We start from the raw sequence: 20,867 nt of genomic DNA, 5'->3' as shown, positions 1-20,867 counted from the left end.
GCCCGGGCGGGCCCCGCGGGAGTACGCTGCGGCTCAAAGGTCCGACGTCCTACGTCGTGCTGGCGCAGCGACCATAGGAGCGGGCCAGGGCCTGGTCAAGGTGTCGGACGGGGGTGTTTCGGGACGTGGGCGAGGAGAGCGGGCGGCTCCGGTGGTGGCGCGGACCGCTGGGATCCGTGGGCTTCGGCGGGGACTACAACCCCGAGCAGTGGGGCCCGGACGTGCACGCCGAGGACGTCGATCTGATGCGGGAGGCGGGGGTCGGCCTCGTCACGCTGGGGATCTTCGCATGGGCGCGCACCGAGCCGACGCCCGGCGGCCACGACTTCACCTGGCTGGACGACCACATGGACCGGCTCGCCGCCGCGGGCGTGCGGGTGTGCCTGGCGACGATGACGGCGTCACCGCCGCCGTGGCTGGCCCGGCTGCACCCCGAGACGCTGCCCGTCTTGGAGGACGGCACCCGGCTCTATCCGGGCTCGCGCCAGCACTGGTGCCCGTCGAGCCCTGTCTTCCGGCGGTACGCGGTGCGCCTGGTGGAGCGCCTCGCCGCCCGGTACGCGGACCACCCCGCGCTCGCCCTGTGGCACATCGGCAACGAGTACGGCTGCCACGTCTCGCGGCACTGCCACTGCGAGGTGTCCGCGGCCGCCTTCCGCGCCTGGCTGCGGGCCCGCTACGCGACCCTGGACGCCCTCAACGACGCCTGGTCCACACACTTCTGGTCGCAGCGCTACGCCGCCTGGGACGAGATCCACACCCCGCGCGCCGCGCCGTCCTTCCGCAACCCCGCCCAGCTCGCCGACTACTGGCGCTTCTCATCCGATGAATTGCTCGACTGCTATCGGGCGGAGAAGGCCGTGCTCGCCCGGCTGGCCCCCGGCGTGCCCGTCACCACCAACTTCGTGCCCGTCGCCAGGACCCTGGACCTCTTCCGCTGGGCGCCGCACCTCGACGTCGTCTCCTACGACTCCTATCCGGACCCGCACGACCCGGACGCCGCCCGGCGCGCGGCCTTCTCCTACGACGTGATGCGCGGCCTGAAGGGCGGGCGGCCCTGGCTGCTGCTCGAACAGGCGCCGTCGGCGGTCAACTGGCGGCCCCACAACGGCCGCAAGCCGCCCGGCAGGATGCGCCTGGACAGCTGGCAGGCGGTGGCGCACGGCGCCGACGCGGTCCTGTTCTTCCAGTGGCGCCAGTCGCGCGGCGGCGCCGAGAAGTTCCACTCGGCGATGGTGCCGCACGCGGGCCCCGACACGCGGATCTTCCGCGAGGTGAGCGCGCTCGGCGCGGAGCTCGCCGGGCACCCCGAGCTGCTCGGCGCGGTGCCCGAGCGGGCCGACGCGGCGCTCCTGTTCGACTGGGGAGCCTGGTGGGCCCTGGACACGGGCGCCCACCCGAGCGAGGTGGACTACCTGGAGGGCGCGCTCGCGTACCACCGGCCTCTCTACGACGCGTCTGTAGCGTGCGACGTGGTGCCGGTCGACGGGGATCTGACGGGCTATCGGCTGCTCCTCGTGCCGCATCTGTACTGCGTGTCGCGGGCGGCGGCCGCGCGTCTGGTGGCGTATGTGGAGGGCGGCGGCACCCTCGTGATGTCGTACTTCTCCGGGATCACCGACGAGCACGACCGGGTGTATGTGGGCGGCTATCCGGGGCCGTTCCGGGAGGTCCTCGGCCTGACGGTGGAGGAGTTCGCGCCGCGCGCGGACGGCGGCTGGGGGGAGGTGCTCCGGCTTGAGGGCGCCGAGGCCGTGCCGGGCTTCGGCGCGGACGGGCCCGCCGTGACCCGGCACGCGTACGGGCGGGGCACCGCCTGGTACGTGGCCTGCGACCTCGGCCCCGAGGAGCTGCGCGCCCTGCTCGACCGGGTGCGCGCGGAGTGCGGGGTGCGCCCGGTGGCGGCGGGCCTCGACGAGGGCGTGCAGGTGCGGGCCCGGGTCACGGCGGCGGGGGAGCGGCTGCGGGTGCGGCTCGACTACCGCGACGGGGCGGTGGCCGTCGAGCGGGACGACGCGTAGGCGTCCCGGTACATCCGCGCGAAGCTCCGGGGCCCCGCGCCCGTGACGCGCTCGACGGTGTCGGTGACGCGGTCCTCGGCGCCCCGGCTTATCCCGTCGTCGAGCGCGGCCAGGACCCGCGCGAACGCGGCGGGCATGCCGCGCCCGGCCAGCCGCGCCGCGAGCACGTCGGGCGGCACGGCCCTGTGGTGCACGGCGCGGCCGGTGACGCGGCTGACGACCGCCGCCACGTCGGCGTACGACAGCGCCTCGGGGCCGGTGACGACGAGGTCGGGCCCCGGTGGGAGCGGGTCGGTGAGGGCGCGGGTGGCCACGGCGGCGATGTCGTCGGCGTCGACGAAGCCGACGCGTCCGGTGCCGGTCGCGGTGGTGAGCACGCCGTCGCCCCGGATGCTTTCGGCGTGCGGGTGGTCCCCGGTGAAGTTCTGCATGAACCACGACGGGCGGAGCACGGACCACTCCTCGAACGGCCCGTCGTCGGCGAGGAGTTGGTGCACCCGCCCGACGCCGGGACCGCCCGCCTCGATGGCAGAGGAGCTGAGCAGCACCACGCGCGTCACGCCCGCCGCGCGGGCCCGCTCCAGGAAGGGCCCCATGACGGCGGCCGGTTCCGGCTCGGCGACGGGCGGGACCAGATAGGCGCGGTCGACGCCGCGCAGGGCCTCGGCGTGCGTGTCCGGGTCGTACCAGTCGAACCTGACGGGCCCGCGCCCCGCCCCGCCCCGGCGGCTCGCGGCACGCACGGTGTGACCGAGGGCGGCGAGCCGACCGGCGACGCGGCCACCGGTGGTACCGGTCGCACCCGTGACGAGCACGGTCAGCGGCTCAGTCATGCACGGCCGCCGTGAGGGACGCGGGGACGGCGAGCGGGTTCCAGTAGTCGCGGTAGCGCACGATCAGGCCGTCCCGGATCGTGACGACGGCGACGTAGGCCATCTCGAAGGGGCCGCCGGTGGCGAGCACGCGGCCCTCGGCGCGCATCTCCGCGACGATCGTGCCCGGGTCGCCGGTCTCGTGGACCTCCACGTGCGGGAACGCGTCGTACGCGAGGTGGGCGCTGAGGCCGCGCAGATAGGGGCCGAGGGCGGCGCGGCCGTCGAGCCGCCGGGGGTAGCCGTCGGGCGCGAAGGGGAACTCGGCGACGGCGTCCTCGGCGAAGAGGGCGATCCAGCCCTCCATGTCACCGCGGGTCAGGAGGTCGAGGCCGTGCCGGAAGAGGCCGACGGGGCCGGTGTCGGAGGGTGTGGTGGTGGGCATGGGGGAGTACCGTCCCTTACGATTCGGACTGCTGGTCCGCTTTGACGATACGGACTGGCGGTCCGCTTTGTAAAGGTGAGCTGATGCCCGAGAGCCCCGAGAGCCCCAAGAGCCCTGAGAGTCCTGAGGCGCCCGTGCGCAAGGCCCGTGCCGACGCGGCCCGCAACCGCGAGGCCGTCCTCGCCGCCGCCGACGCCCTCTTCGCCCGCAGCGAGAGCCCGCGCGGCGTGTCCATGGACCAGGTCGCGGCGGCGGCCGGGGTCGGCAAGGGCACGCTGTTCCGGCGGTTCGGGGACCGTGACGGGCTGATCCGCGCCGTCTTCGACGCGCGCAGCGGGGCGCTGCGCGCGGCGGTGGAGTCGGGGCCCGCGCCGCTCGGCCCGGACACCCCCGCGCGCGAGCGCGTCCCCGCGCTCCTGGACGCGCTCCTCGGCTTCAAGCTCGACAACCGCCCCCTCGCGCTCGCCCTGGAGGAGCCCGGCGGCACCAGCCCCTACCGCTCGGAGCACTACGCCTGGTGGCACGGCGTCCTGCGGGACGCCCTCGCGGCGGCGGGAGGCGTGCCCGACCCGGGGTTCGCGGCGCACGCGCTGCTCGCCGCCGTGCGGGCGGACCTCGTGGAACACCTGGCGGCGGTGGAGGGCCTGACGGCACGGCAGCTGCGGGAGCGGCTCGCCGCGTACGTGGCGAACGTGCTCGGCTGAGGGCGCCCTCGGGCCAAGGACATCCGGGGCGTACGCGGTGGAGAAGCGGAGCCGGAAGGCGCGGGAATTCCCTTCCGCCCGCTGTCTCGTCGACCAGACATCTCGCCCGGGCGTTCCAGAAACCCGGGTGTTCCAGGAACCCGGGCGCTCCAGAAACCCGGGCGCTCCAGAAATACGGACGGCTTCCATCCCCTTGAGCCGGGCCAAAGCCGTGCGGCAGCAATGCGCTGCGGTCTTTTCCTCGTACGAGAGATCGAGTTAAGGTCCGGCAAAGAGACCGGTCGGATTCCGGCACTTCGCTGAGCCGATGTCCGCCCCGGTCATGGCGCCGCACAGGTGTGGCGTCGCTTCTGTCTTCACCATCGATGACAGCTGTACGCGGCTGTCGGCACGCGCGCCCCCCGCCCGTGCCGACCGTCGCCGAGCGGCTGCCGACGTGCGCGTCCCCCCGCCCGCGTCGGCCGCCGTGCTCCTTGCACGCGGAAGAGCCGTGCGCGCGGAAAAGACCCGTGCGCACCGGTTCGCTCCTTCCGCGTGCCCCGGTTCTGGGTCCGGGTTGACCTCACGTTCGGCCTATTCCGGAATCAGTAGGAGTTTCTTGTGACCCATCTTCAGGGGACGGGCGCCGGGGCCGCGCAGGCCTCCGGCGCCACCATCGCCGCGGTCTTCGAGGGGCGGGCGGCCGCATCCCCGGACGCCGTCGCCGTGGTCGGCGCCGACGGCGCGTCGATGACGTACGGCCGACTCGACGAGCGGGCCGACCGGATCGCCCGCGTGCTGCGGGAGCGGGGGGTGGCCGAGGAGTCGCTGGTCGCGGTGGCGCTCGACCGTTCCGCGGAGTACCTGGTGACGGTCCTCGCGGTGCTCAAGGCGGGGGGCGCCTATCTGCCGCTTGACCCCGAGTACCCGGCGCGGCGGCTCGCGTTCATGCTGGAGGACGCGGCGCCCGTCGTCGTGGTGACCGACACGGCCACGGCCGCGAAGCTGCCGGACGACGACCGTCCGCGCCTGCTCCTGGACACCCCGGAGACGGCCGCCGCGCTGGCGTCCGCCCCGGCCGGGCCCCCGCCGCGGGCCGATGACAGGCCAGGCCAGCTCGCCCACGTCATCTACACCTCCGGCTCCACCGGCACCCCCAAGGGCGTGGCCGTCACCCACCGGAGCGTGCTCGCGCTGGCCGCCGACCCCCGGGTGGCGGGCGGCGCGCACACCACGACGCTCCAGCAGGCCCCGCTGGCCTTCGACGCCTCGACCTACGAGACGTGGCTGCCCCTGCTGAACGGCGGCACCGTCGTGGTGGCCCCGCCCGGCGTCCTGGACGGGGAGGGCATGGCCACGCTCATCGCCCGGCACGGCGTCGCGCGGACCTGGGTGTCCGCGGGCCTGTTCCGCGTGGTGGCGGACGAGCAGCCGGACGCCTTCGCCGGGCTCGACGAGGTGTGGACCGGAGGCGACGTGGTGTCCCCGGAGGCGGTGCGCCGGGTGCTGCGCGCCTGCCCCGGGGTGACGGTCTACAACGGCTACGGGCCCACCGAGACCACCGTCTTCGCCAGCTGCCGCCCCGTCACCTCGGCGGACGCCGTGAGCGAGACCGTGCCGATCGGCTCGCCGCTGGAGGGGACGCGCGCGTACGTCCTCGACGCCGGGCTGCGGCCGGTGGCGCCGGGCGTCCCCGGCGAGCTGTACCTCGCGGGCGAGGGCCTGACCCGCGGCTATCTGGGCCGCCCGGGCCTGACCTCCGAGCGGTTCGTGGCCTGCCCCTTCGACGGGTCGGGCGCGCGCATGTACCGCACCGGCGACCTCGTGGCCTGGACGGACGAGGGCGAGCTGGAGTTCCGCGAGCGCGCTGACGCCCAGGTGAAGATCCGCGGCTTCCGCATCGAGCCCGGCGAGATCGAGGCCGCCCTGGAGACCCACCGCCAGGTGGCCCACGCGGTGGTCGTCCCGCGCGAGCTGTCCGGCGGCCGGGGCAAGCACCTGGTGGCGTACACCGTCCGCGCGGGCGAGGAGACCTTCGAGGCCGGGCGCGGCGGCGGCACCGGCCACTTCGACCTCGACTCCGGCGCCGGGCCCGGGGAGCTGCGCGCGTACCTCGCGCAGCGGCTGCCCTCGTACATGATCCCGGCGGCGTTCGTGGTGCTCGACGAGCTGCCGCTGACGGCCAGCGGCAAGGTGGACCGGGCGGGCCTGCCCGACCCCGAGTTCCACGGCGCGGAGTACCGGGCCCCGGGCGACGCCCGCGAGGAGTGCCTGGCCGCGCTCTTCGCCGAGGTCCTCGGCGTGGAACGGGTGGGCGTCGACGACGACTTCTTCGCCATCGGCGGCGACAGCATCCAGTCCATCCAGGTCGCGACGCGCGCCCGGGGCCAGGGACTGGCCGTCAACGCCCGCGACCTCTTCGAGCACCGCACGGTGGCGGCCCTCGCCGAGGCCGTGACCACGGCCGACACCGCGGCGCTCGTCCTCGACGAGCTGGACGGCGGCGGCGTCGGCTTCCTGCCGCACCTGCCCGTCACCCGCTGGGTACAGGAGTGGGGTCCGGGCTTCGGCCGCTTCTCGCAGGCCATGGTCCTGGAGCTGCCCGAGGGCGTCGACCGCGCGGGTCTCGCGGCGACGCTCGGCGCGGTCTTCGACCGCCACGACCTGCTGCGCGCCCGCCTGACCGGGGAGGCTTCCGAGGAGGGCCCCGGCCTGGTGGTCGCGCCCGTCGGCGCGGTGGACGTGGACGCCCTGATCCGCCGCGTCCCCCACGAGGGCCCCTGGGACGCGGCACCCGAGGGCGGACCGGACGCGGCACCGGACGGCGGGCCCGCCGACGCCTGGCGCGGTCTGCTCCTGGCCGAACTGGACGCGGCGGCCGGGCGGTTGGACCCGGACGGCGGCGTGATGGCCCAGTTCGTGTGGTTCGACGCGGGCGCGGGCCGCGCCGGGCGGCTGCTCGCCGTGCTGCACCACGTCGTCGTGGACGGCGTCTCCTGGCGGATCCTGATGCCGGACCTGGCCAGGGCCTGGCAGGCGGTCGGCCGGGGCGAGGCCCCCGACCTCGCCCCGGTGGGCACCTCGGTGCGCCGCTGGGCCCACGCCCTGGTGACGGAGGCCCGGCGCCCGGAGCGCGCCGCCGAACTCGGCCTGTGGCGCTCCATCGTGACCGGCCCCGACCCGGACCTGGGCGCGCGGCGCCTCGACCCGGCGGTGGACACCGTCTCCACCCTGTCCAAGGTCCGCGTCCAGCTCCCGGCCCACGTCACCGAGACCCTCCTGACGACGCTGCCCGCCGCCTTCCGGGGCGGTGTCAACGACGGGCTCCTGACCGGCCTCGCGATGGCCGTGGCCCGCTGGCGCGCGGCGCGCGGCGTGGCCGAGCCGTCGTCGCTGATCCGCCTGGAGGGCCACGGGCGCGAGGAGGCGGCCGCTCCCGGCGCCGATCTGTCCCGCACCGTCGGCTGGTTCACCAGCTTCTTCCCCGTACGCCTGGACGTGTCGGGCGTCGATCTGGAGGAGGCCTTCGCGGGCGGCCCCGCCGCGGGGGCCCTCGTCAAGGCGGTCAAGGAGCAGCTCCTCGCCCTCCCCGACAAGGGCATCGGCTACGGCCTCCTTCGCTATCTCAACCCCGAGACGGCCGCGGTCCTGGCCCCGCACCCCGTGGGGCAGATCGGCTTCAACTACCTGGGCCGGTTCTCCGCGGACGCCGACATGCCCGCCGAGCTGCGCGGCCTCGGCTTCACCCAGGCGCCCGGCGTGGCCGAGCTGGCCGAGCTGGACGCCGGGCAGGACCCGGCGATGCGGGCCCCCGCCGAGCTGGACATCAACGCCCACGTGTCCGACACCGCCGAAGGCCCCTGCCTCGGCGCCCTGTTCACGGCGCCGGAGGGCGTCCTGTCCGAGGCCGACGTCCAAGAGCTCGCGGAGCTGTGGTGCCGCGCGCTCGAAGGCCTGGCCCGGCACGCCGAGCGGCCCGGCGCGGGCGGCCCCACCCCGTCCGACATGCCCCTGGTGCGGGTGAGCCAGGCCGACATCGACGGCTGGCGGGAGCGCTATCCCGGGCTCACCGACATCTGGCCCCTGTCGTCCCTCCAGAAGGGCCTCCTTTTCCACTCGACGATGGCGCGCGAGTCCGGGGCGGCCTTCGACGCCTATCTGTGCCAGTACACGCTGCACCTGTCGGGGCCGGTGGACGCCGAGCGGCTGCGCGGCGCCGCGCAGGCCCTCCTCGACCGCCACCCCGCCCTGCACACCGCGTTCGTGCCGGGCCCCAGCGGCGAACTCGTCCAGCTCCTCGTGGACGGCGTGGCCCTGCCCTGGACGACGCGGGACCTCGGCGCGCTCGACGAGGCGGCGCGGCGGGACGCCCTGGAGGAGTTCCTGGCGCACGACCTCACCGTCCTCTTCGACCCGGCCGCCCCGCCCATGCTGCGCATGGCCCTGCTCACGCTGGCCCCCGACCGGCACGAGCTGGTCCTGACGGCGCACCACGTGCTGCTCGACGGCTGGTCCCTGCCGCTGCTCACGCAGGACCTGCTCCGCCTGTACGCCGCCGACGGCGACGGGTCCGCGCTGCCCCGGGCCCGCGGCTACCGCGACTACCTGGCCTGGCTGGCCCGGCAGGACTCCGGGGATCCGGCCCGGGTGTGGCAGGAGGAGCTCGACGGCGTCGAGGAGCCCACGCTGCTGTTCCCCGAGGCCGAGTCCGACGCCGACAGCACCGGCATCGGCCTGTCCGACGTGCCCCTTCCGGCGGCGCGGGCGCGGGAGCTGACCCGGCGCGCCACCGAGCTGGGCATCACCCTCAACACGCTGGTGCAGGGCGCCTGGGGCGTCCTCATCGGCTGCCTGACGGGCCGCCAGGACGTGGTGTTCGCGGCGCCGTCGTCGGGACGGCCGCCCGCCCTCGCGGGGGTGGAGTCGATCGTCGGGATGTTCCTCAACGCGCCGCCGGTGCGCGTGCGGTACTCCCCGGGCGACACCGTCGCGCAGGTCCTCAGGAACCTCCAGCGGCGGCAGGCGGCCCTCCTGGACCACCATCACCACAGCCTCGCCGACATCCAGCGCGGCACCGGGCTGCCGAAGCTGTTCGACACGGCCATGGGCTTCGAGTCGTTCCCGCTGGACCGCGCGGCCGTGGCGGAGGCGAGCGCGGCGGCCGGGTTCACCGTGACCGGGCTGCGCTCGTTCACCGCCAGCCACTATCCGGTGACGGTGTTCGTCTACCCGGACGGCCCGCACCTGCGGCTCGTCGTGCACTACCAGCGGCACGTCCTGGACCAGGCCGCGGCCGACAAGCTCGCCGCCCGGTTCGCCTACGTCCTCGGCCGGTTCGCGGGGGACCCCCACATCCGGGTGAGCGAGGTCGGGGCGCTCGGCGCCACGGAACGCGCGCGGGTGCTCCAGACGTTCAACGACACCGCCCGCGAGCGCCCCGAGGAGACCGTCACCGAGGCCTTCGCGCGGCACGTCGCCGCCACCCCGGACGCGCCCGCGCTCACGGAGGCCGACGGCACCACCCTGACGTACCGGCAGCTCGACGGCCGGGCCAATCGTCTCGCCCGGCTGCTGCGCGAGCGCGGCGTGCGCCAGGACGCGGTCGTCGCCGTGGCCGTGCCCCGCTCCGCCGAGTACGTCGTCTCCGTCCTCGCGGCCCTCAAGGCGGGCGGCGCCTATCTGCCGCTCGACCCGGACTACCCGGCCGCGCGCCTGGAGTTCATGCTCCGCGACGCCGCGCCCGCCGCCCTGGTGACGGTCGGGCGGACGGCCGCCGCGCTGCCCGCGGCCGACTGCCCCCGCCTGGTCCTGGACGACCCCGGCACGGAGGCCGACCTCGCGGCCGTCGGTGCCGAGGCCCTGCCGCCGTCCTGGCACGGGCACCCGGACCGCCTCGCCTACGTGATGTACACCTCCGGCTCGACCGGCACGCCCAAGGGCGTCGGCGTCACGCACCGCGGTGTGACCGGGCTCGCCGCGGACCGCCGCTTCGAGGGCGGCGCGCACGAGCGGGTCCTGATGCACTCGGCGCAGGCCTTCGACGCCTCCACCTACGAACTGTGGGTGCCGCTGCTCAACGGCGGAGCCGTCGTGCTCGCCCCGCCCGGACGTCTCGACGTGGCCACCCTCGCCCGGATCGCCGAGGAGCGGCGGCCGACCGGGGCGCTCCTCGCGACGGGCCTGTTCCGGGTGGTCGCCGACGAGCAGCCCGAGGTCTTCGCGGGCTTCCGCGAGGTGTGGACGGGCGGCGACGTGCTGCCCCCGGCCACGGCGGAGCGCGTCCTCGCGGCCTGCCCCGGCACCGGGGTCGTCAACGCGTACGGTCCCACCGAGGCCACCATGGCCGTCTCGACCCACCGCATGGCGGGCCCCGACGACATCGGCGCGGCGGTGCCCATCGGCCGTCCCATGGACAACACCCGGCTCTACGTCCTCGACGGGGCGCTGCGGCCGGTGCCGCCCGGGACGCCCGGTGAGCTGTACATCGCGGGTGACCGCCTGGCCCGGGGCTACCGGGGCCGGTACGCCCTGACCGCCGAGCGGTTCCCCGCCGATCCGTTCGGCGTCGCCGGGGGGCGCATGTACCGCACCGGTGACGTGGTCGCCTGGACGCCCGACGGCCGTCTCGACTTCCGGGCCCGCGCCGACACCCAGGTCAAGATCCGCGGCTTCCGCATCGAGCCGGGCGAGGTGCAGGCCGCCCTTGAGCAGCACCAGGGCGTGGCCCAGGCGGTGGTCGTGCCCCGCGAGGACGCGACCGGGCAGGGCAAGCACCTCGTGGCGTACGTCGTCCCCGAGCAGGCCGACGGCGCCGCCCCCCTGTCGGTGGAGGAGCTGCGCACCTTCGCCTCGGAGTCCCTGCCCGAGCACATGGTCCCGGCCGTCGTCATGGTCCTCGACGCGCTGCCGCTGACCGCCAACGGCAAGGTCGACAAGGCGGCGCTGCCCGCGCCCGAGGCCACCGCGAGCACGTATGTCGCACCCTCCACCGACCAGGAGCGACAGCTCTGCGAGCTGGTCGAGCAGGTGCTCTCCGTCGAGCGGGTCGGCATGGGCGACGACTTCTTCCGCCTCGGCGGGGACTCCGTGTACGCGACGCAGCTCGCGAGCCGGATCAGCAAGGCGATGGGGGTGCGGGTGCCGATTCGGGCCGTTTTCGAGGCCAACAGCATCGCGGACCTCGCGCGGACGGTGGCCTCGGCCCCGGTCGACTCCGCGCCTCGGCTGCGCCGCTTCAGTGAGGCTGCGACGTCGTAGCCCGCGGGTTCGCTGTGGCTGGTCGCGCAGTTCCCCGCGCCCCTTTGGGGCGCCCCCTTAGCGGGCCACCTCGCGGATGAAGGCCTCCCAGGCGGCCCCGCCTATCACCAGGGCGGGACCGCCTGGGACCTTGCTGTCCCGAACGGGGACGACCCCGTCACGTCCGTCAGCGACCTCGACGCAGTTGCCGCCTTCGCCGTTGCTGTACGTGCTCTTCCGCCAGCGGGCGGCGCCCGTGAAGTCGTCAGCGACCTCGACGCAGCTACCGCCTTCGCCGTTGCTGTAACTGCTCTTGCGCCAGCGGGCGTTGCTCAGGTCGTACTCGCGCATCGTCTGAAGTCCTTAGCCGCCGATTCGATCCGGGCGAGGGACACCCCCGGCGACAGCGCGGCGCCCCTGATCAGATCGTATGCGTGCTGCGCACGCTTCACTACGGCCGGATCGTCCAGCAGTTCGCCCCAAAACGAGGTCTCTGTATAGACCGTGGGCGGTGCGTCGTCGAACTCCATAAGCCTGAGATCTCCAGTCATGGAGGCACAGGCTCCTTCGGCGCGCGGCAGAACCAGCACCAGAACCTTGCGCTCGCGCGCCAGCGCGGCGATGTGCTCCAGCTGCTCCGCCATCGCGGCGTAGCCGCCCACCGGCACGGACAGCAGGTTCTCGTGCAGGATCGCCCAATACACAGGCCGTGCCGCGTCCGCGAGGATGCGTTGCCGGTCCAGCCGGGCGGACACCATGTCGTCGACGTACTCGTCGGCGGCGAACGGATTGGCCGCCAGGGTGACCGCCTTCGCGTACGACGCTGTCTGCAGCAGACCCGGAACCACCGACGGAGCGAACTCGCAGATCTTGGTGGCGAGGGCCTCCAGGTCCGCGACGGCGGCGAAATAGTCCGCGTAGCGCTTGTCGTCGATCAACTTGCGCCAGGTGCGTTCGAAAAAACCCTCGGTTTGCAGGACGTCGTCGATCCGTTGGGCCACGTCCAACTGCGGCTTGCGGATGGCCTGTTCGAATTGGCCGATGTAGCCGCCGGACACAAAAACGCGGGCCCCCAACTCCACTTGGGTGAGGCCCGCGTTCTCGCGCCGTCGCTTTAACTCTGCCCCGAAGAACTCCCAGGCTGCCTGGCGTGACCCATGGGCACCTTTGGCCATGGATAACTCCCCTCCTCCGCACCGACGTTGTAGAGCACAGACTCCTGCCAACTCTAGACGCAGTGCGTCACCGTAGGGATACGAAGCGTGAAATTCGACGACTAAGGGGAGCCACGTGACGACGAATGGAGCCACCGGCGAGTCGCACTCGCGGGCGTGTGTGGAAGAGGCGGAGGACACGGTGAAAGAATTGCGCGCTGCGCTGGAGAGGGCGGGAATTTCTTTGCCGTCGCTGCGGGTGGACCCGGCAACAGTCGCGCGGCAGGCGCCGTGCCCACTGGTGGACCTGGGACGTTGCTCGGTGGCGGCGGCGGCACGTCTGGCCGCGTGTCTGCCAGGCGAGGGGGCGCACCCATGAGGCTCCCGATCGGGACGTACGCGGTGGACACCCGGACCGGTCGGGTCGGCAGGGTGATGGGCCACGAGGGGCCGTACGTACAGTTGCGCCCGTACGGAGGCGGGCGGGAGTGGGACTGCGCCCCGGAGAAGCTCCGGACGGCGACGACGGCGGAGCGCCTGCGCGCGGCAACGGCGTACGCCAACGCACGCAGCCGGGGGGAGGTGCCTTGACCCTGCGGGTCGGCCGTCAGCCGGTCCAGGTGATGTGGCAGACGTAGACGCACTCGTGGCGGGGGACGGCGAGAAACTGAATGAAGCCGCGCCCGCCTAGGAGGTCGAAACGCGCAGCCCACCCTCGCGATCGTCTGGGCTGCCAGCCCGCATGCTGTCCGGCCCAAGGGCGGCAAGTTCGGCCGCCAGGCGTTCGATCTCGGCCACGACGCCGGGCGGCAGCCCTTTGGTGAGGAACTCCTCGCTGGGATTCCAGTCCCAAGTCCAGTCGCTCACCGAAGTCCGGCCTCGACTTCCGCGGCTTCCCAGATCTGGCGGATCTCCGTCACGGCGTCCATGGGCTCGCCTTCGCCGGTACTGACGAAGCGCTCCAGCTCTCGCAATCGAGCGGCACGCAGCGGATGCCGTTCGATGGCCACAAAAACGGCCCAGTAGTGGATGAACGCGCGCAGAGGGGCGATGCTCTGGGTCTGTTGTGCGTTCGTCGTGGCTTCGAAAAGGTGCCGGGTCAGTTCGGGAACCCGACTGGGCGCGATCTTGGCCACGGCCGCGCGCAGCGCGTCGGGGGTCAGCTCGGGCATCGGGATCAGCGGGCCGTAGGGGCCGTCGTCGGTCTGTGCGCTCATGAGGCCTCCGGTCTGCGGGACTGGTTCTCGTACGCTACCGGTTCGTGGACGGGCGTACGCGGTGAACGGCGGGCCGACGGGCCCCGGCCCGCCGCCCCCGAGGCATACGGGAGAATGGGCCCATGAGCCTGTTCCGTGACGACGGTGTCGTGCTGCGCACCCAGAAGCTGGGGGAAGCGGACCGCATCATCACGCTGCTCACGCGCGGGCACGGACGGGTGCGGGCCGTGGCCCGGGGGGTGCGCAGGACGAAGTCGAAGTTCGGGGCGCGCCTGGAGCCGTTCTCGCACGTGGACGTGCAGTTCTTCGCGCGGGGCAGCGAGCTGGTCGGGCGCGGCCTCCCGCTGTGCACGCAGGGCGAGACGATCGCTCCGTACGGTAGCGGCATCGTGACCGACTACGCCCGGTACACGGCGGGCACGGCGATGCTGGAGACGGCGGAGCGGTTCACCGACCACGAGGGCGAGCCCGCGGTGCAGCAGTACCTGCTGCTCGTCGGCGGCCTTCGGACGCTCGCGCGCGGCGAGCACGAGCCGCACCTCGTGCTCGACGCGTTCCTGCTGCGCTCGCTCGCCGTGAACGGCTACGCGCCGAGCTTCACCGACTGTGCCAAATGCGGCATGCCGGGCCCCAACCGCTTCTTTTCGGTCGCCGCGGGCGGCTCGATTTGCGTGGACTGCCGGGTGCCGGGCAGCGTCGTACCGTCGGCGGAGACCCTCGCGCACCTCGCGGCGCTCCTGACGGGGGACTGGCAGACGGCGGACGCCTGCGAGTCCCGGCACGCGCGCGAGGGCAGCGGGCTCGTATCGGCCTATCTGCACTGGCACTTGGAGCGCGGGCTGCGCTCGCTTCGGTACGTGGAGAAGTAGCCGCGCGCCGGAGCGGCACGCGGCCCGCGAAGATCGCTAAGAACTGGAGTAGCTCCCCATGGCACGACGCGGAATCCTCGGACGGTCCCGCCGTGAGTACACCTCGCCCGAGCCCCACCCCTCGGGCGCGCGGCCGCCGAAGATCCCCGGCGAGCTCGTCCCGCAGCACGTCGCCGTCGTCATGGACGGCAACGGCCGGTGGGCCAAGGAGCGGGGGCTGCCGCGCACCGAAGGGCACAAGGTCGGCGCCGAGCGCGTCCTCGACGTCCTCCAGGGCGCGATCGAGATGGGCGTGGGAAGCATCTCCCTGTACGCCTTCTCCACCGAGAACTGGAAGCGCTCGCCCGACGAGGTCCGCTTCCTGATGAACTTCAACCGGGACTTCATCCGCAAGTCCCGCGACCAGCTCGACCAGCTCGGCGTGCGCGTGCGCTGGGTGGGCCGCATGCCCAAGCTGTGGAAGTCCGTGGCCAACGAACTCCTGGTCGCCCAGGAGCAGACCAAGGACAACGACAAGCTGACGCTGTACTTCTGCATGAACTACGGCGGCCGCGCCGAGATCGCCGACGCCGCGAAGGCCCTCGCGGAGGACGTGCGCGCCGGACGGCTCGACCCGTCCAAGGTCTCCGAGAAGACCCTCGCGAAGTACCTGTACTACCCGGACATGCCGGACGTGGACCTGTTCCTGCGCCCGAGCGGCGAGCAGCGCACCTCCAACTACCTGATCTGGCAGAGCGCGTACGCCGAGATGGTGTTCCAGGACGTGCTGTGGCCGGACTTCGACCGTCGCGACCTGTGGCGGGCGTGCCTGGAGTACGCCTCGCGCGACCGCCGCTTCGGCGGCGCGATCCCGAACGAGGACCAGCTCAAGAAGGGCTGAGAAAAGGGGTGTGGGGTACGGAGTACCCCACACCCCAAGGGTGGGTGGGCGGGCCACCGGCCCGCGGAGGGCGCGTCAGCCCTGCGCCGAGCAGTCGGCACACGTGCCGAAGATCTCGACCGTGTGCGCCACGTTCACATACCCGTGCTCCGCGGCGATGGCCTCCGCCCACTTCTCCACCGCCGGGCCCTCGACCTCCACGGCCTTGCCGCAGACGCGGCACACCAGGTGGTGGTGGTGCTCGCCGGTCGAGCAGCGGCGGTAGACCGCCTCGCCGTCGTTGGTCCGCAGGACGTCGACCTCGCCCGCGTCGGCGAGGGACTGGAGCGTGCGGTAGACCGTGGTCAGGCCGACCGAGTCGCCGCGGTGCTTGAGCATGTCGTGGAGGTCCTGCGCGCTGCGGAACTCGTCCACCTCGTCGAGAGCCGCAGCCACCGCGGCTCGTTGCCGTGTGGCCCGGCCTCGCACGGGGGGTCCCGCCGTCGTCACAGATGCCTCCTCAGCGCTCGTCCGCACAGCTGTCCCAGGTCGTCTCTCGCCCCGCCATTGTGCCAGGTCGATACACCACCGTGACCAGAGTGCTCTCGGACAGTGATCCGGCGCGGTCTGGACCATGCCTCCTCGATCACTGCCCCGACGGAAGCCGCCTCAGACCTTGACGCCGTCCGACGTGCCTCGCGCGCCCGGCACGTCCGCCGTGCACGCCGCGTCGCCCCTGGCTGCGGACCGCGCCCTGCTGCGGGCGAGCGGCGCGGCCAGGATCGTCAGGGCGATGAACACCCCGATCGTCAGGAGCACGATCGTCGCGCCGGGCGGCACGTCCTGGTAGTACGAGGTGACCGTGCCGCTGATCGTCACGGTGACGCCGATCGCCACCGCGATCGCGAACGTGGCCGCGAAGCTGCGGGTGAGCTGCTGCGCCGCCGCCACCGGGACCACCATCAGGGCCGACACGAGCAGCAGGCCCACCACGCGCATGGCGACGGTGACGGTGACCGCCGCGGTGACCGCGGTCAGGAGGTTGAGCGCGCGCACCGGCAGGCCCGTGACCCGCGCGAACTCCTCGTCCTGGCTCACCGCGAACAGCTGGCGGCGCAGCCCGACGGTCACCAGGACCACGAACGCGGCGAGCAGGCAGATCGCCGTCACGTCGTCCTGCGAGACGGTGGAGAGCGAGCCGAAGAGATACGAGCTGAGGTTCGCGTTTGAACCGCCCGGCGCGAGGTTGATGAACATGACGCCGCCCGCCATGCCGCCGTAGAACAGCATCGCGAGGGCGATGTCGCCGCGCGTGCGGCCGTACCAGCGGATCAGCTCCATGATCACGGCGCCGACGACGGCGACGGCCGTCGCCATCCACACCGGAGACGTGGAGAGCAGGAAGCCGAGGCCCACGCCCGTCATCGCCACATGGCCGATTCCGTCGCCCATCAGGGCCTGGCGGCGCTGCACCAGATAGATGCCGACGGCCGGGGCCGTGATGCCGACGAGGACGGCCGCGAGCAGCGCCCGCTGCATGAACGCGTAGTTCAGGATTTCCATCGCCGGGTCCTCAGGTCAGCAGGCCGGTGCGGACGGGGGCCGCGTCGGCTTCGTGCGGATGTACGTGGTCGTGGCCGGGCAGCGCGTGCTGGCCCACGGCCTTCGGGGGCGGCCCGTCGTGCAGCACGCAGCCGTCGCGCAGGACCACCGCGCGGTCGATCAGCGGCTCCAGGGGGCCCAGCTCGTGCAGCACGAGCAGGACGGACGTGCCGCGCTCCACCTGGCGGCGCAGGGTGGCCGCGAGGACCTCCTGGCTGGCGAGGTCCACGCCCGCCATCGGCTCGTCCATGATCAGCAGGTCGGGCTCGGAGACCAGGGCGCGGGCGATGAGCACCCGCTGGTGCTGGCCGCCCGACAGGGCGTTCACGGAGTCCTTGGCCCGGTCGGCCATGCCGACCTGCTCCAGGGCGTCGCGCACGGCCTCCCGGTCGGCCCTGCGCAGCACGCCGAAGCGGGCGCGCGAGAGGCGGCCGGAGGCCACGACTTCCGTGACGGTCGCGGGCACGCCGCCCGCGGCCGTGGTGCGCTGCGGTACGTAGCCCACGCGCGACCAGGCGCGGAAGCGGCGGCGCTCCGTGCCGAACAGCTCGATCGCGCCGCCCGTCACCGGCACCTGGCCGATGACCGCGCGCACCGCGGTGGACTTGCCCGAGCCGTTCGCGCCGAGCAGCGCGACGACCTCGCCCGCGCCGACCGTCAGGTCGATGCCGCGCAGGACCGGGCGCGCGCCGAGCTCGGCGGTCACCCGGCGCAGGGATATGACGGGCTCGCCGCCGCCGTTCCCGGCCTCACTCATGTCGTGCCCCTTTCCGGAGGGGGTCCGCCCTCGGCCGGTGGTCACTTGGCGCCCAGCGCCGTGCGCAGGGACTTCAGGTTCGACCGCATCACCTGGACGTAGTCGTCACCCCGGGACTTCTCCGTGATGCCCTCGATCGGGTCGAGTACGTCGGTCTTGAGCCCGGTGTCGTCCGCGAGGGTCTTCGCGGTCTTGTCGCTGACGAGCGTCTCGTAGAACACCGTCGTCACGCCGTCGGCCTTCGCCATCTTCTGGAGCGCCCGCACGCGGTTCGCGCTCGGCTCGCCCTCGGGGTCGAGGCCCGAGATGGCCTCCTCGGTGAGGCCGTAGCGCTCGGCGAGGTAGCCGAAGGCCGCGTGCGTGGTGATGAAGACCTTGGTCTTGGTGTCCTTCAGGCCGTTCTTGAACTCCGTGTCGAGGCCCTTGAGCTTCTTCACCAGGGCCTCGGTGTTCTTCTCGTACGTGGCCCTGTGCTTGGGGTCGGCCTTCGCGAAGGCCTTGCCGACGCCCTCGGCGACCTCGCCGTACCTGACCGGATCCAGCCAGATGTGGGGGTCCGTGCCGCCGTGGTCATGACCGTGGTCGTGGCCCTCGTGGCCGTCCTCGCCCTCTTCGCCCTCTTCGTCGTGCGCCTCGGCGTGGCCGCCCACCTCGTTGCCGTGCTTCTCCAGGCTGGTGAGGGCCGCCGCGTCGATCTTCGTCTTGATGGCGGACTGGCTGATCGCCTCGTCCACGTTCGGCTGGAGGCCCTTCAGATAGAGGGCCGCGTCGGACTCCTCCAGCTGGGCGCGCTGCTTGGCGCTGATCTCCAGGTCGTGCGGCTCCTGGCCGGGCTCGGTGAGGCTGGTGACCTCGACGTGCTTCCCGCCGATCTGCTCCGCGAGGTACTGCATGGGGTAGAACGACGCCACCACGTCGAGCTTGCCCTTGTTGTTCGTGGCCGCGGCGTCGTCGGAGCCGCACGCCGCGAGGGTGGCGAGGGCGAGGGCCGTGGCGGCGGTGAGGGCGGTGCGGGGTATGAGGTGGCGTCGTACGTTCATGACACTCATTTTCAACAATTATGGAAACGATTGTCAACAAACCCCACCCCACTGTGCCGCCCCTCACGCCCCCGGCCCCCTTCCGCCTTGTTTCGTTGACCTGCTCAAACACCGCGCTAACGCGCTTGTCCTCAAACGCCGGACGGGCTGGATGGCTCCGGCCTGGCCCGGTGGATGGGCGCTCCGGGGCGACGGCGTTCAAGCCGCTAGGTCGGGGCTCGGCGGGGTGCTGGGGCGGTACGGGTGGGGGTGGTGGGAGAAACCGCCGCGGTAGCGGCGGGAAGGCGGACGGCGGCGCGCCAGCCGTTGTGGGGAATGGGGCGAAGAGGGAGGAGAGGGGCGGGTGGGTGGGAGGGAATCGGTCGGGGGGAGAACCGATTTGATCCGGGGGGTGCGGGCGCCGGTAACCTGAAGCATTCGCTCCTGGAGCCGCCGCCCACAGGTCGGCCGCTCCGTCGTCGTCGTAATGAAGAGAGCACCGTGGCCGCCGACAAGATCGACACCATCGTCAGCCTGAGCAAGCGCCGAGGCTTCGTCTTCCCCTGCAGCGAGATCTACGGCGGCCAGCGCGCCGCCTGGGACTACGGACCGCTGGGCGTCGAGCTGAAGGAGAACCTCAAGCGCCAGTGGTGGCGCTACATGGTCACCTCGCGGGAAGACGTCGTCGGCATCGACTCGTCCGTGATCCTCGCCACCGAGGTCTGGCAGGCCTCCGGCCACGTCGCCACCTTCACGGACCCGCTGACCGAGTGCACCTCCTGCCACAAGCGCTACCGCGCCGACCACCTGGAGGAGGCGTACGAGGAGAAGAAGGGCCGCGCCCCCGAGAACGGCCTCGCGGACATCAACTGCCCCAACTGCGGCACCAAGGGCCAGTTCACCGAGCCCAAGCAGTTCTCGGGCCTGCTCTCCACGCACCTCGGCCCGACCCAGGACTCCGGCTCGGTCGCGTATCTGCGCCCCGAGACCGCGCAGGGCATCTTCACCAACTTCTCCCAGGTGCAGACGACGTCGCGGCGCAAGCCTCCGTTCGGCATCGCCCAGATGGGCAAGTCGTTCCGCAACGAGATCACGCCCGGCAACTTCATCTTCCGCACCCGCGAGTTCGAGCAGATGGAGATGGAGTTCTTCGTCAAGCCGGGCGAGGACGAGAAGTGGCAGGAGTACTGGATGGAGCAGCGCTGGAACTGGTACACCGGTCTCGGCCTGAGCGAGGAGAACATGCGGTGGTACGAGCACCCGAAGGAGAAGCTCTCCCACTACTCCAAGCGCACCGCTGACATCGAGTACCGCTTCCAGTTCGGCGGCAGCGAGTGGGGCGAGCTTGAGGGCGTCGCCAACCGCACCGACTACGACCTGTCCGCGCACGCCAAGGCCTCCGGCCAGGACCTGTCGTACTTCGACCAGGAAGCCGGCGAGCGCTACACGCCGTACGTCATCGAGCCCGCGGCCGGTGTCGGCCGCACCATGCTCGCCTTCCTGCTCGACTCGTACTTCGAGGACGAGGCGCCCAACGCCAAGGGCAAGCTGGAGAAGCGCACGGTCCTGCGCTTCGACCACCGCATCGCCCCGGTGAAGGCCGCGGTCCTGCCGCTGTCCCGCAACCCGGAGCTGTCCCCGAAGGCCAAGGGCCTGGCCGCCGCGCTCCGGCAGAACTGGAACATCGAGTTCGACGACGCGGGCGCCATCGGCCGCCGCTACCGCCGCCAGGACGAGATCGGCACGCCGTACTGCGTCACCGTCGACTTCGACACCCTCGAGGACAACGCGGTGACCGTGCGCGAGCGCGACACCATGAAGCAGGAGCGGGTCTCCCTCGACCAGATCGAGGGCTATCTCGCCACGCGTCTCGTCGGCTGCTGACGCGACCGCACCCCCGCACCACCGAGCCCCCGGTTCCCGGAACGGAACCGGGGGCTCCGGTGCACACTGAGGCCCATGCGGACGACGGCCACGCGCAAGGTCAGCAGATGGGACCAGCACGGGCGCGGCTACGTCGTGCGCCTGCACCGGGCGGGCGTACGGCGGCAGCTGGTCTGTGACACCTGCGGCTGGCGCGCGCGGGCACGGTTCCTGCCCTGGCTCCAGGCCGAGGAGCACCTGGAGCGCGTCCACCAGGCGACGGTGGATCCGGCGGCCAGGCCCTAGGGCCTGGCCGATGGGTCGGCGCGG

The 20,867-nt window shown here is 72.8% G+C and carries 18 protein-coding genes; 8 read left to right on the top strand and 10 right to left on the bottom strand.

Annotation, left to right across the window (positions count from 1 at the left end; genetic code table 11):
- Positions 1-113: 113 nt before the first annotated feature.
- On the top strand, positions 114-2,021 hold the full coding sequence (locus ACIG3E_RS07425; RefSeq protein ID WP_399612442.1) for a beta-galactosidase: 1,908 nt from the start codon (positions 114-116) through the stop codon (positions 2,019-2,021).
- Here the strand turns inward: ACIG3E_RS07425 and ACIG3E_RS07420 are convergent.
- Positions 1,979-2,854 carry an ergot alkaloid biosynthesis protein gene (locus tag ACIG3E_RS07420; RefSeq protein ID WP_399612440.1) on the bottom strand — a complete coding sequence of 292 codons (876 nt, stop codon included), beginning with the start codon at positions 2,852-2,854 and terminating at the stop codon, positions 1,979-1,981. The two genes, ACIG3E_RS07425 and ACIG3E_RS07420, sit on opposite strands and share 43 nt — an antisense overlap.
- Positions 2,847-3,278: a nuclear transport factor 2 family protein gene (locus tag ACIG3E_RS07415; protein ID WP_399612438.1), complete on the bottom strand. Its 432-nt coding sequence runs from the start codon at positions 3,276-3,278 to the stop codon at positions 2,847-2,849. The genes ACIG3E_RS07420 and ACIG3E_RS07415 overlap by 8 nt, the downstream gene beginning before the upstream one ends.
- A gap of 83 nt (positions 3,279-3,361) precedes the next feature.
- On the opposite strand from ACIG3E_RS07415, the gene ACIG3E_RS07410 reads away from it, so the two are divergent.
- Positions 3,362-3,982 carry a TetR/AcrR family transcriptional regulator gene (locus tag ACIG3E_RS07410; protein ID WP_399612436.1) on the top strand — a complete coding sequence of 207 codons (621 nt, stop codon included), beginning with the start codon at positions 3,362-3,364 and terminating at the stop codon, positions 3,980-3,982.
- 600 nt (positions 3,983-4,582) lie between these two features.
- The gene (locus tag ACIG3E_RS07405; protein ID WP_399612433.1) at positions 4,583-11,218 is read left to right on the top strand and encodes an amino acid adenylation domain-containing protein; all 6,636 of its coding nucleotides are present in this window, start codon (positions 4,583-4,585) and stop codon (positions 11,216-11,218) included.
- Between the two features lie 57 nt (positions 11,219-11,275).
- Here ACIG3E_RS07405 and ACIG3E_RS07400 read toward each other — a convergent pair whose 3' ends face one another.
- Positions 11,276-11,548 carry a DUF397 domain-containing protein gene (locus ACIG3E_RS07400; protein ID WP_399612430.1) on the bottom strand — a complete coding sequence of 91 codons (273 nt, stop codon included), beginning with the start codon at positions 11,546-11,548 and terminating at the stop codon, positions 11,276-11,278.
- Entirely contained in the window at positions 11,530-12,372 is an 843-nt protein-coding gene (locus ACIG3E_RS07395) for a helix-turn-helix domain-containing protein (RefSeq protein WP_399612429.1), read from the bottom strand. Before ACIG3E_RS07395 ends, ACIG3E_RS07400 begins: the two co-directional genes overlap by 19 nt.
- A 354-nt stretch (positions 12,373-12,726) precedes the next feature.
- On the opposite strand from ACIG3E_RS07395, the gene ACIG3E_RS07390 reads away from it, so the two are divergent.
- Positions 12,727-12,942, top strand: coding sequence for a hypothetical protein (locus ACIG3E_RS07390; protein ID WP_399612426.1), 216 nt, complete (start codon positions 12,727-12,729; stop codon positions 12,940-12,942).
- Positions 12,943-13,038: 96 nt separating this feature from the next.
- Here the strand turns inward: ACIG3E_RS07390 and ACIG3E_RS07385 are convergent, their stop codons facing one another.
- Both ACIG3E_RS07385 and ACIG3E_RS07380 read right to left on the bottom strand, forming a co-directional pair.
- Positions 13,039-13,218, bottom strand: a complete 180-nt coding sequence (locus tag ACIG3E_RS07385) for a hypothetical protein (RefSeq protein ID WP_399612423.1) — start codon at positions 13,216-13,218, stop codon at positions 13,039-13,041.
- Entirely contained in the window at positions 13,215-13,568 is a 354-nt protein-coding gene (locus ACIG3E_RS07380) for a hypothetical protein (protein WP_399612420.1), read from the bottom strand. The genes ACIG3E_RS07385 and ACIG3E_RS07380 overlap by 4 nt, the downstream gene beginning before the upstream one ends.
- A 122-nt stretch (positions 13,569-13,690) precedes the next feature.
- Here ACIG3E_RS07380 and recO point away from each other — a divergent pair, with 122 nt between their 5' ends.
- Positions 13,691-14,437, top strand: a complete 747-nt coding sequence (gene recO, locus ACIG3E_RS07375) for a DNA repair protein RecO (protein WP_399612418.1) — start codon at positions 13,691-13,693, stop codon at positions 14,435-14,437.
- Between the two features lie 58 nt (positions 14,438-14,495).
- On the top strand, positions 14,496-15,317 hold the full coding sequence (locus tag ACIG3E_RS07370) for an isoprenyl transferase (protein ID WP_399612415.1): 822 nt from the start codon (positions 14,496-14,498) through the stop codon (positions 15,315-15,317).
- A gap of 75 nt (positions 15,318-15,392) precedes the next feature.
- Here ACIG3E_RS07370 and ACIG3E_RS07365 read toward each other — a convergent pair whose 3' ends face one another.
- The 4 genes from ACIG3E_RS07365 to ACIG3E_RS07350 form a co-directional block, all read right to left on the bottom strand.
- On the bottom strand, positions 15,393-15,806 hold the full coding sequence (locus ACIG3E_RS07365; RefSeq protein ID WP_172386325.1) for a transcriptional repressor: 414 nt from the start codon (positions 15,804-15,806) through the stop codon (positions 15,393-15,395).
- A 159-nt stretch (positions 15,807-15,965) separates the two neighbouring features.
- A complete protein-coding gene (locus ACIG3E_RS07360; RefSeq protein ID WP_399612411.1) occupies positions 15,966-16,859 on the bottom strand; it encodes a metal ABC transporter permease in 894 nt (297 codons plus the stop codon).
- A 10-nt stretch (positions 16,860-16,869) separates the two neighbouring features.
- Complete coding sequence (locus tag ACIG3E_RS07355; RefSeq protein WP_399612409.1) at positions 16,870-17,655, bottom strand: metal ABC transporter ATP-binding protein; 786 nt, start codon at positions 17,653-17,655, stop codon at positions 16,870-16,872.
- A 41-nt stretch (positions 17,656-17,696) separates the two neighbouring features.
- A complete protein-coding gene (locus tag ACIG3E_RS07350; RefSeq protein ID WP_399612407.1) occupies positions 17,697-18,695 on the bottom strand; it encodes a metal ABC transporter substrate-binding protein in 999 nt (332 codons plus the stop codon).
- A 480-nt stretch (positions 18,696-19,175) separates the two neighbouring features.
- Here ACIG3E_RS07350 and ACIG3E_RS07345 point away from each other — a divergent pair, with 480 nt between their 5' ends.
- Together ACIG3E_RS07345 and ACIG3E_RS07340 are read left to right on the top strand one after the other, a co-directional pair.
- The gene (locus ACIG3E_RS07345; protein ID WP_399612404.1) at positions 19,176-20,558 is read left to right on the top strand and encodes a glycine--tRNA ligase; all 1,383 of its coding nucleotides are present in this window, start codon (positions 19,176-19,178) and stop codon (positions 20,556-20,558) included.
- Between the two features lie 75 nt (positions 20,559-20,633).
- Positions 20,634-20,843: a hypothetical protein gene (locus ACIG3E_RS07340; RefSeq protein WP_399612401.1), complete on the top strand. Its 210-nt coding sequence runs from the start codon at positions 20,634-20,636 to the stop codon at positions 20,841-20,843.
- Positions 20,844-20,867: the final 24 nt, after the last annotated feature.

The sequence above is a fragment of the Streptomyces sp. NPDC053474 genome (genome assembly GCF_044544845.1).
GTDB lineage: Bacteria > Actinomycetota > Actinomycetes > Streptomycetales > Streptomycetaceae > Streptomyces.
Note: the sequence above shows the minus strand (reverse complement) of the source record. Positions and strands in the feature narration are given on the sequence as shown.

Excerpts from the sequence above, each read along its gene's own strand:
- ACIG3E_RS07370 (WP_399612415.1), top strand. The coding sequence starts at position 14,496 with ATGGCACGACGCGGAATCCTCGGACGGTCCCGCCGTGAGTACACCTCG.
- ACIG3E_RS07415 (WP_399612438.1), bottom strand. The coding sequence starts at position 3,278 with ATGCCCACCACCACACCCTCCGACACCGGCCCCGTCGGCCTCTTCCGG.
- ACIG3E_RS07340 (WP_399612401.1), top strand. The coding sequence starts at position 20,634 with ATGCGGACGACGGCCACGCGCAAGGTCAGCAGATGGGACCAGCACGGG.
- ACIG3E_RS07350 (WP_399612407.1), bottom strand. The coding sequence starts at position 18,695 with ATGAACGTACGACGCCACCTCATACCCCGCACCGCCCTCACCGCCGCC.
- ACIG3E_RS07355 (WP_399612409.1), bottom strand. The coding sequence starts at position 17,655 with ATGAGTGAGGCCGGGAACGGCGGCGGCGAGCCCGTCATATCCCTGCGC.
- ACIG3E_RS07380 (WP_399612420.1), bottom strand. The coding sequence starts at position 13,568 with ATGAGCGCACAGACCGACGACGGCCCCTACGGCCCGCTGATCCCGATG.
- ACIG3E_RS07400 (WP_399612430.1), bottom strand. The coding sequence starts at position 11,548 with ATGCGCGAGTACGACCTGAGCAACGCCCGCTGGCGCAAGAGCAGTTAC.
- recO (WP_399612418.1), top strand. The coding sequence starts at position 13,691 with ATGAGCCTGTTCCGTGACGACGGTGTCGTGCTGCGCACCCAGAAGCTG.
- ACIG3E_RS07420 (WP_399612440.1), bottom strand. The coding sequence starts at position 2,854 with ATGACTGAGCCGCTGACCGTGCTCGTCACGGGTGCGACCGGTACCACC.
- ACIG3E_RS07395 (WP_399612429.1), bottom strand. The coding sequence starts at position 12,372 with ATGGCCAAAGGTGCCCATGGGTCACGCCAGGCAGCCTGGGAGTTCTTC.
- ACIG3E_RS07360 (WP_399612411.1), bottom strand. The coding sequence starts at position 16,859 with ATGGAAATCCTGAACTACGCGTTCATGCAGCGGGCGCTGCTCGCGGCC.
- ACIG3E_RS07390 (WP_399612426.1), top strand. The coding sequence starts at position 12,727 with ATGAGGCTCCCGATCGGGACGTACGCGGTGGACACCCGGACCGGTCGG.
- ACIG3E_RS07410 (WP_399612436.1), top strand. The coding sequence starts at position 3,362 with ATGCCCGAGAGCCCCGAGAGCCCCAAGAGCCCTGAGAGTCCTGAGGCG.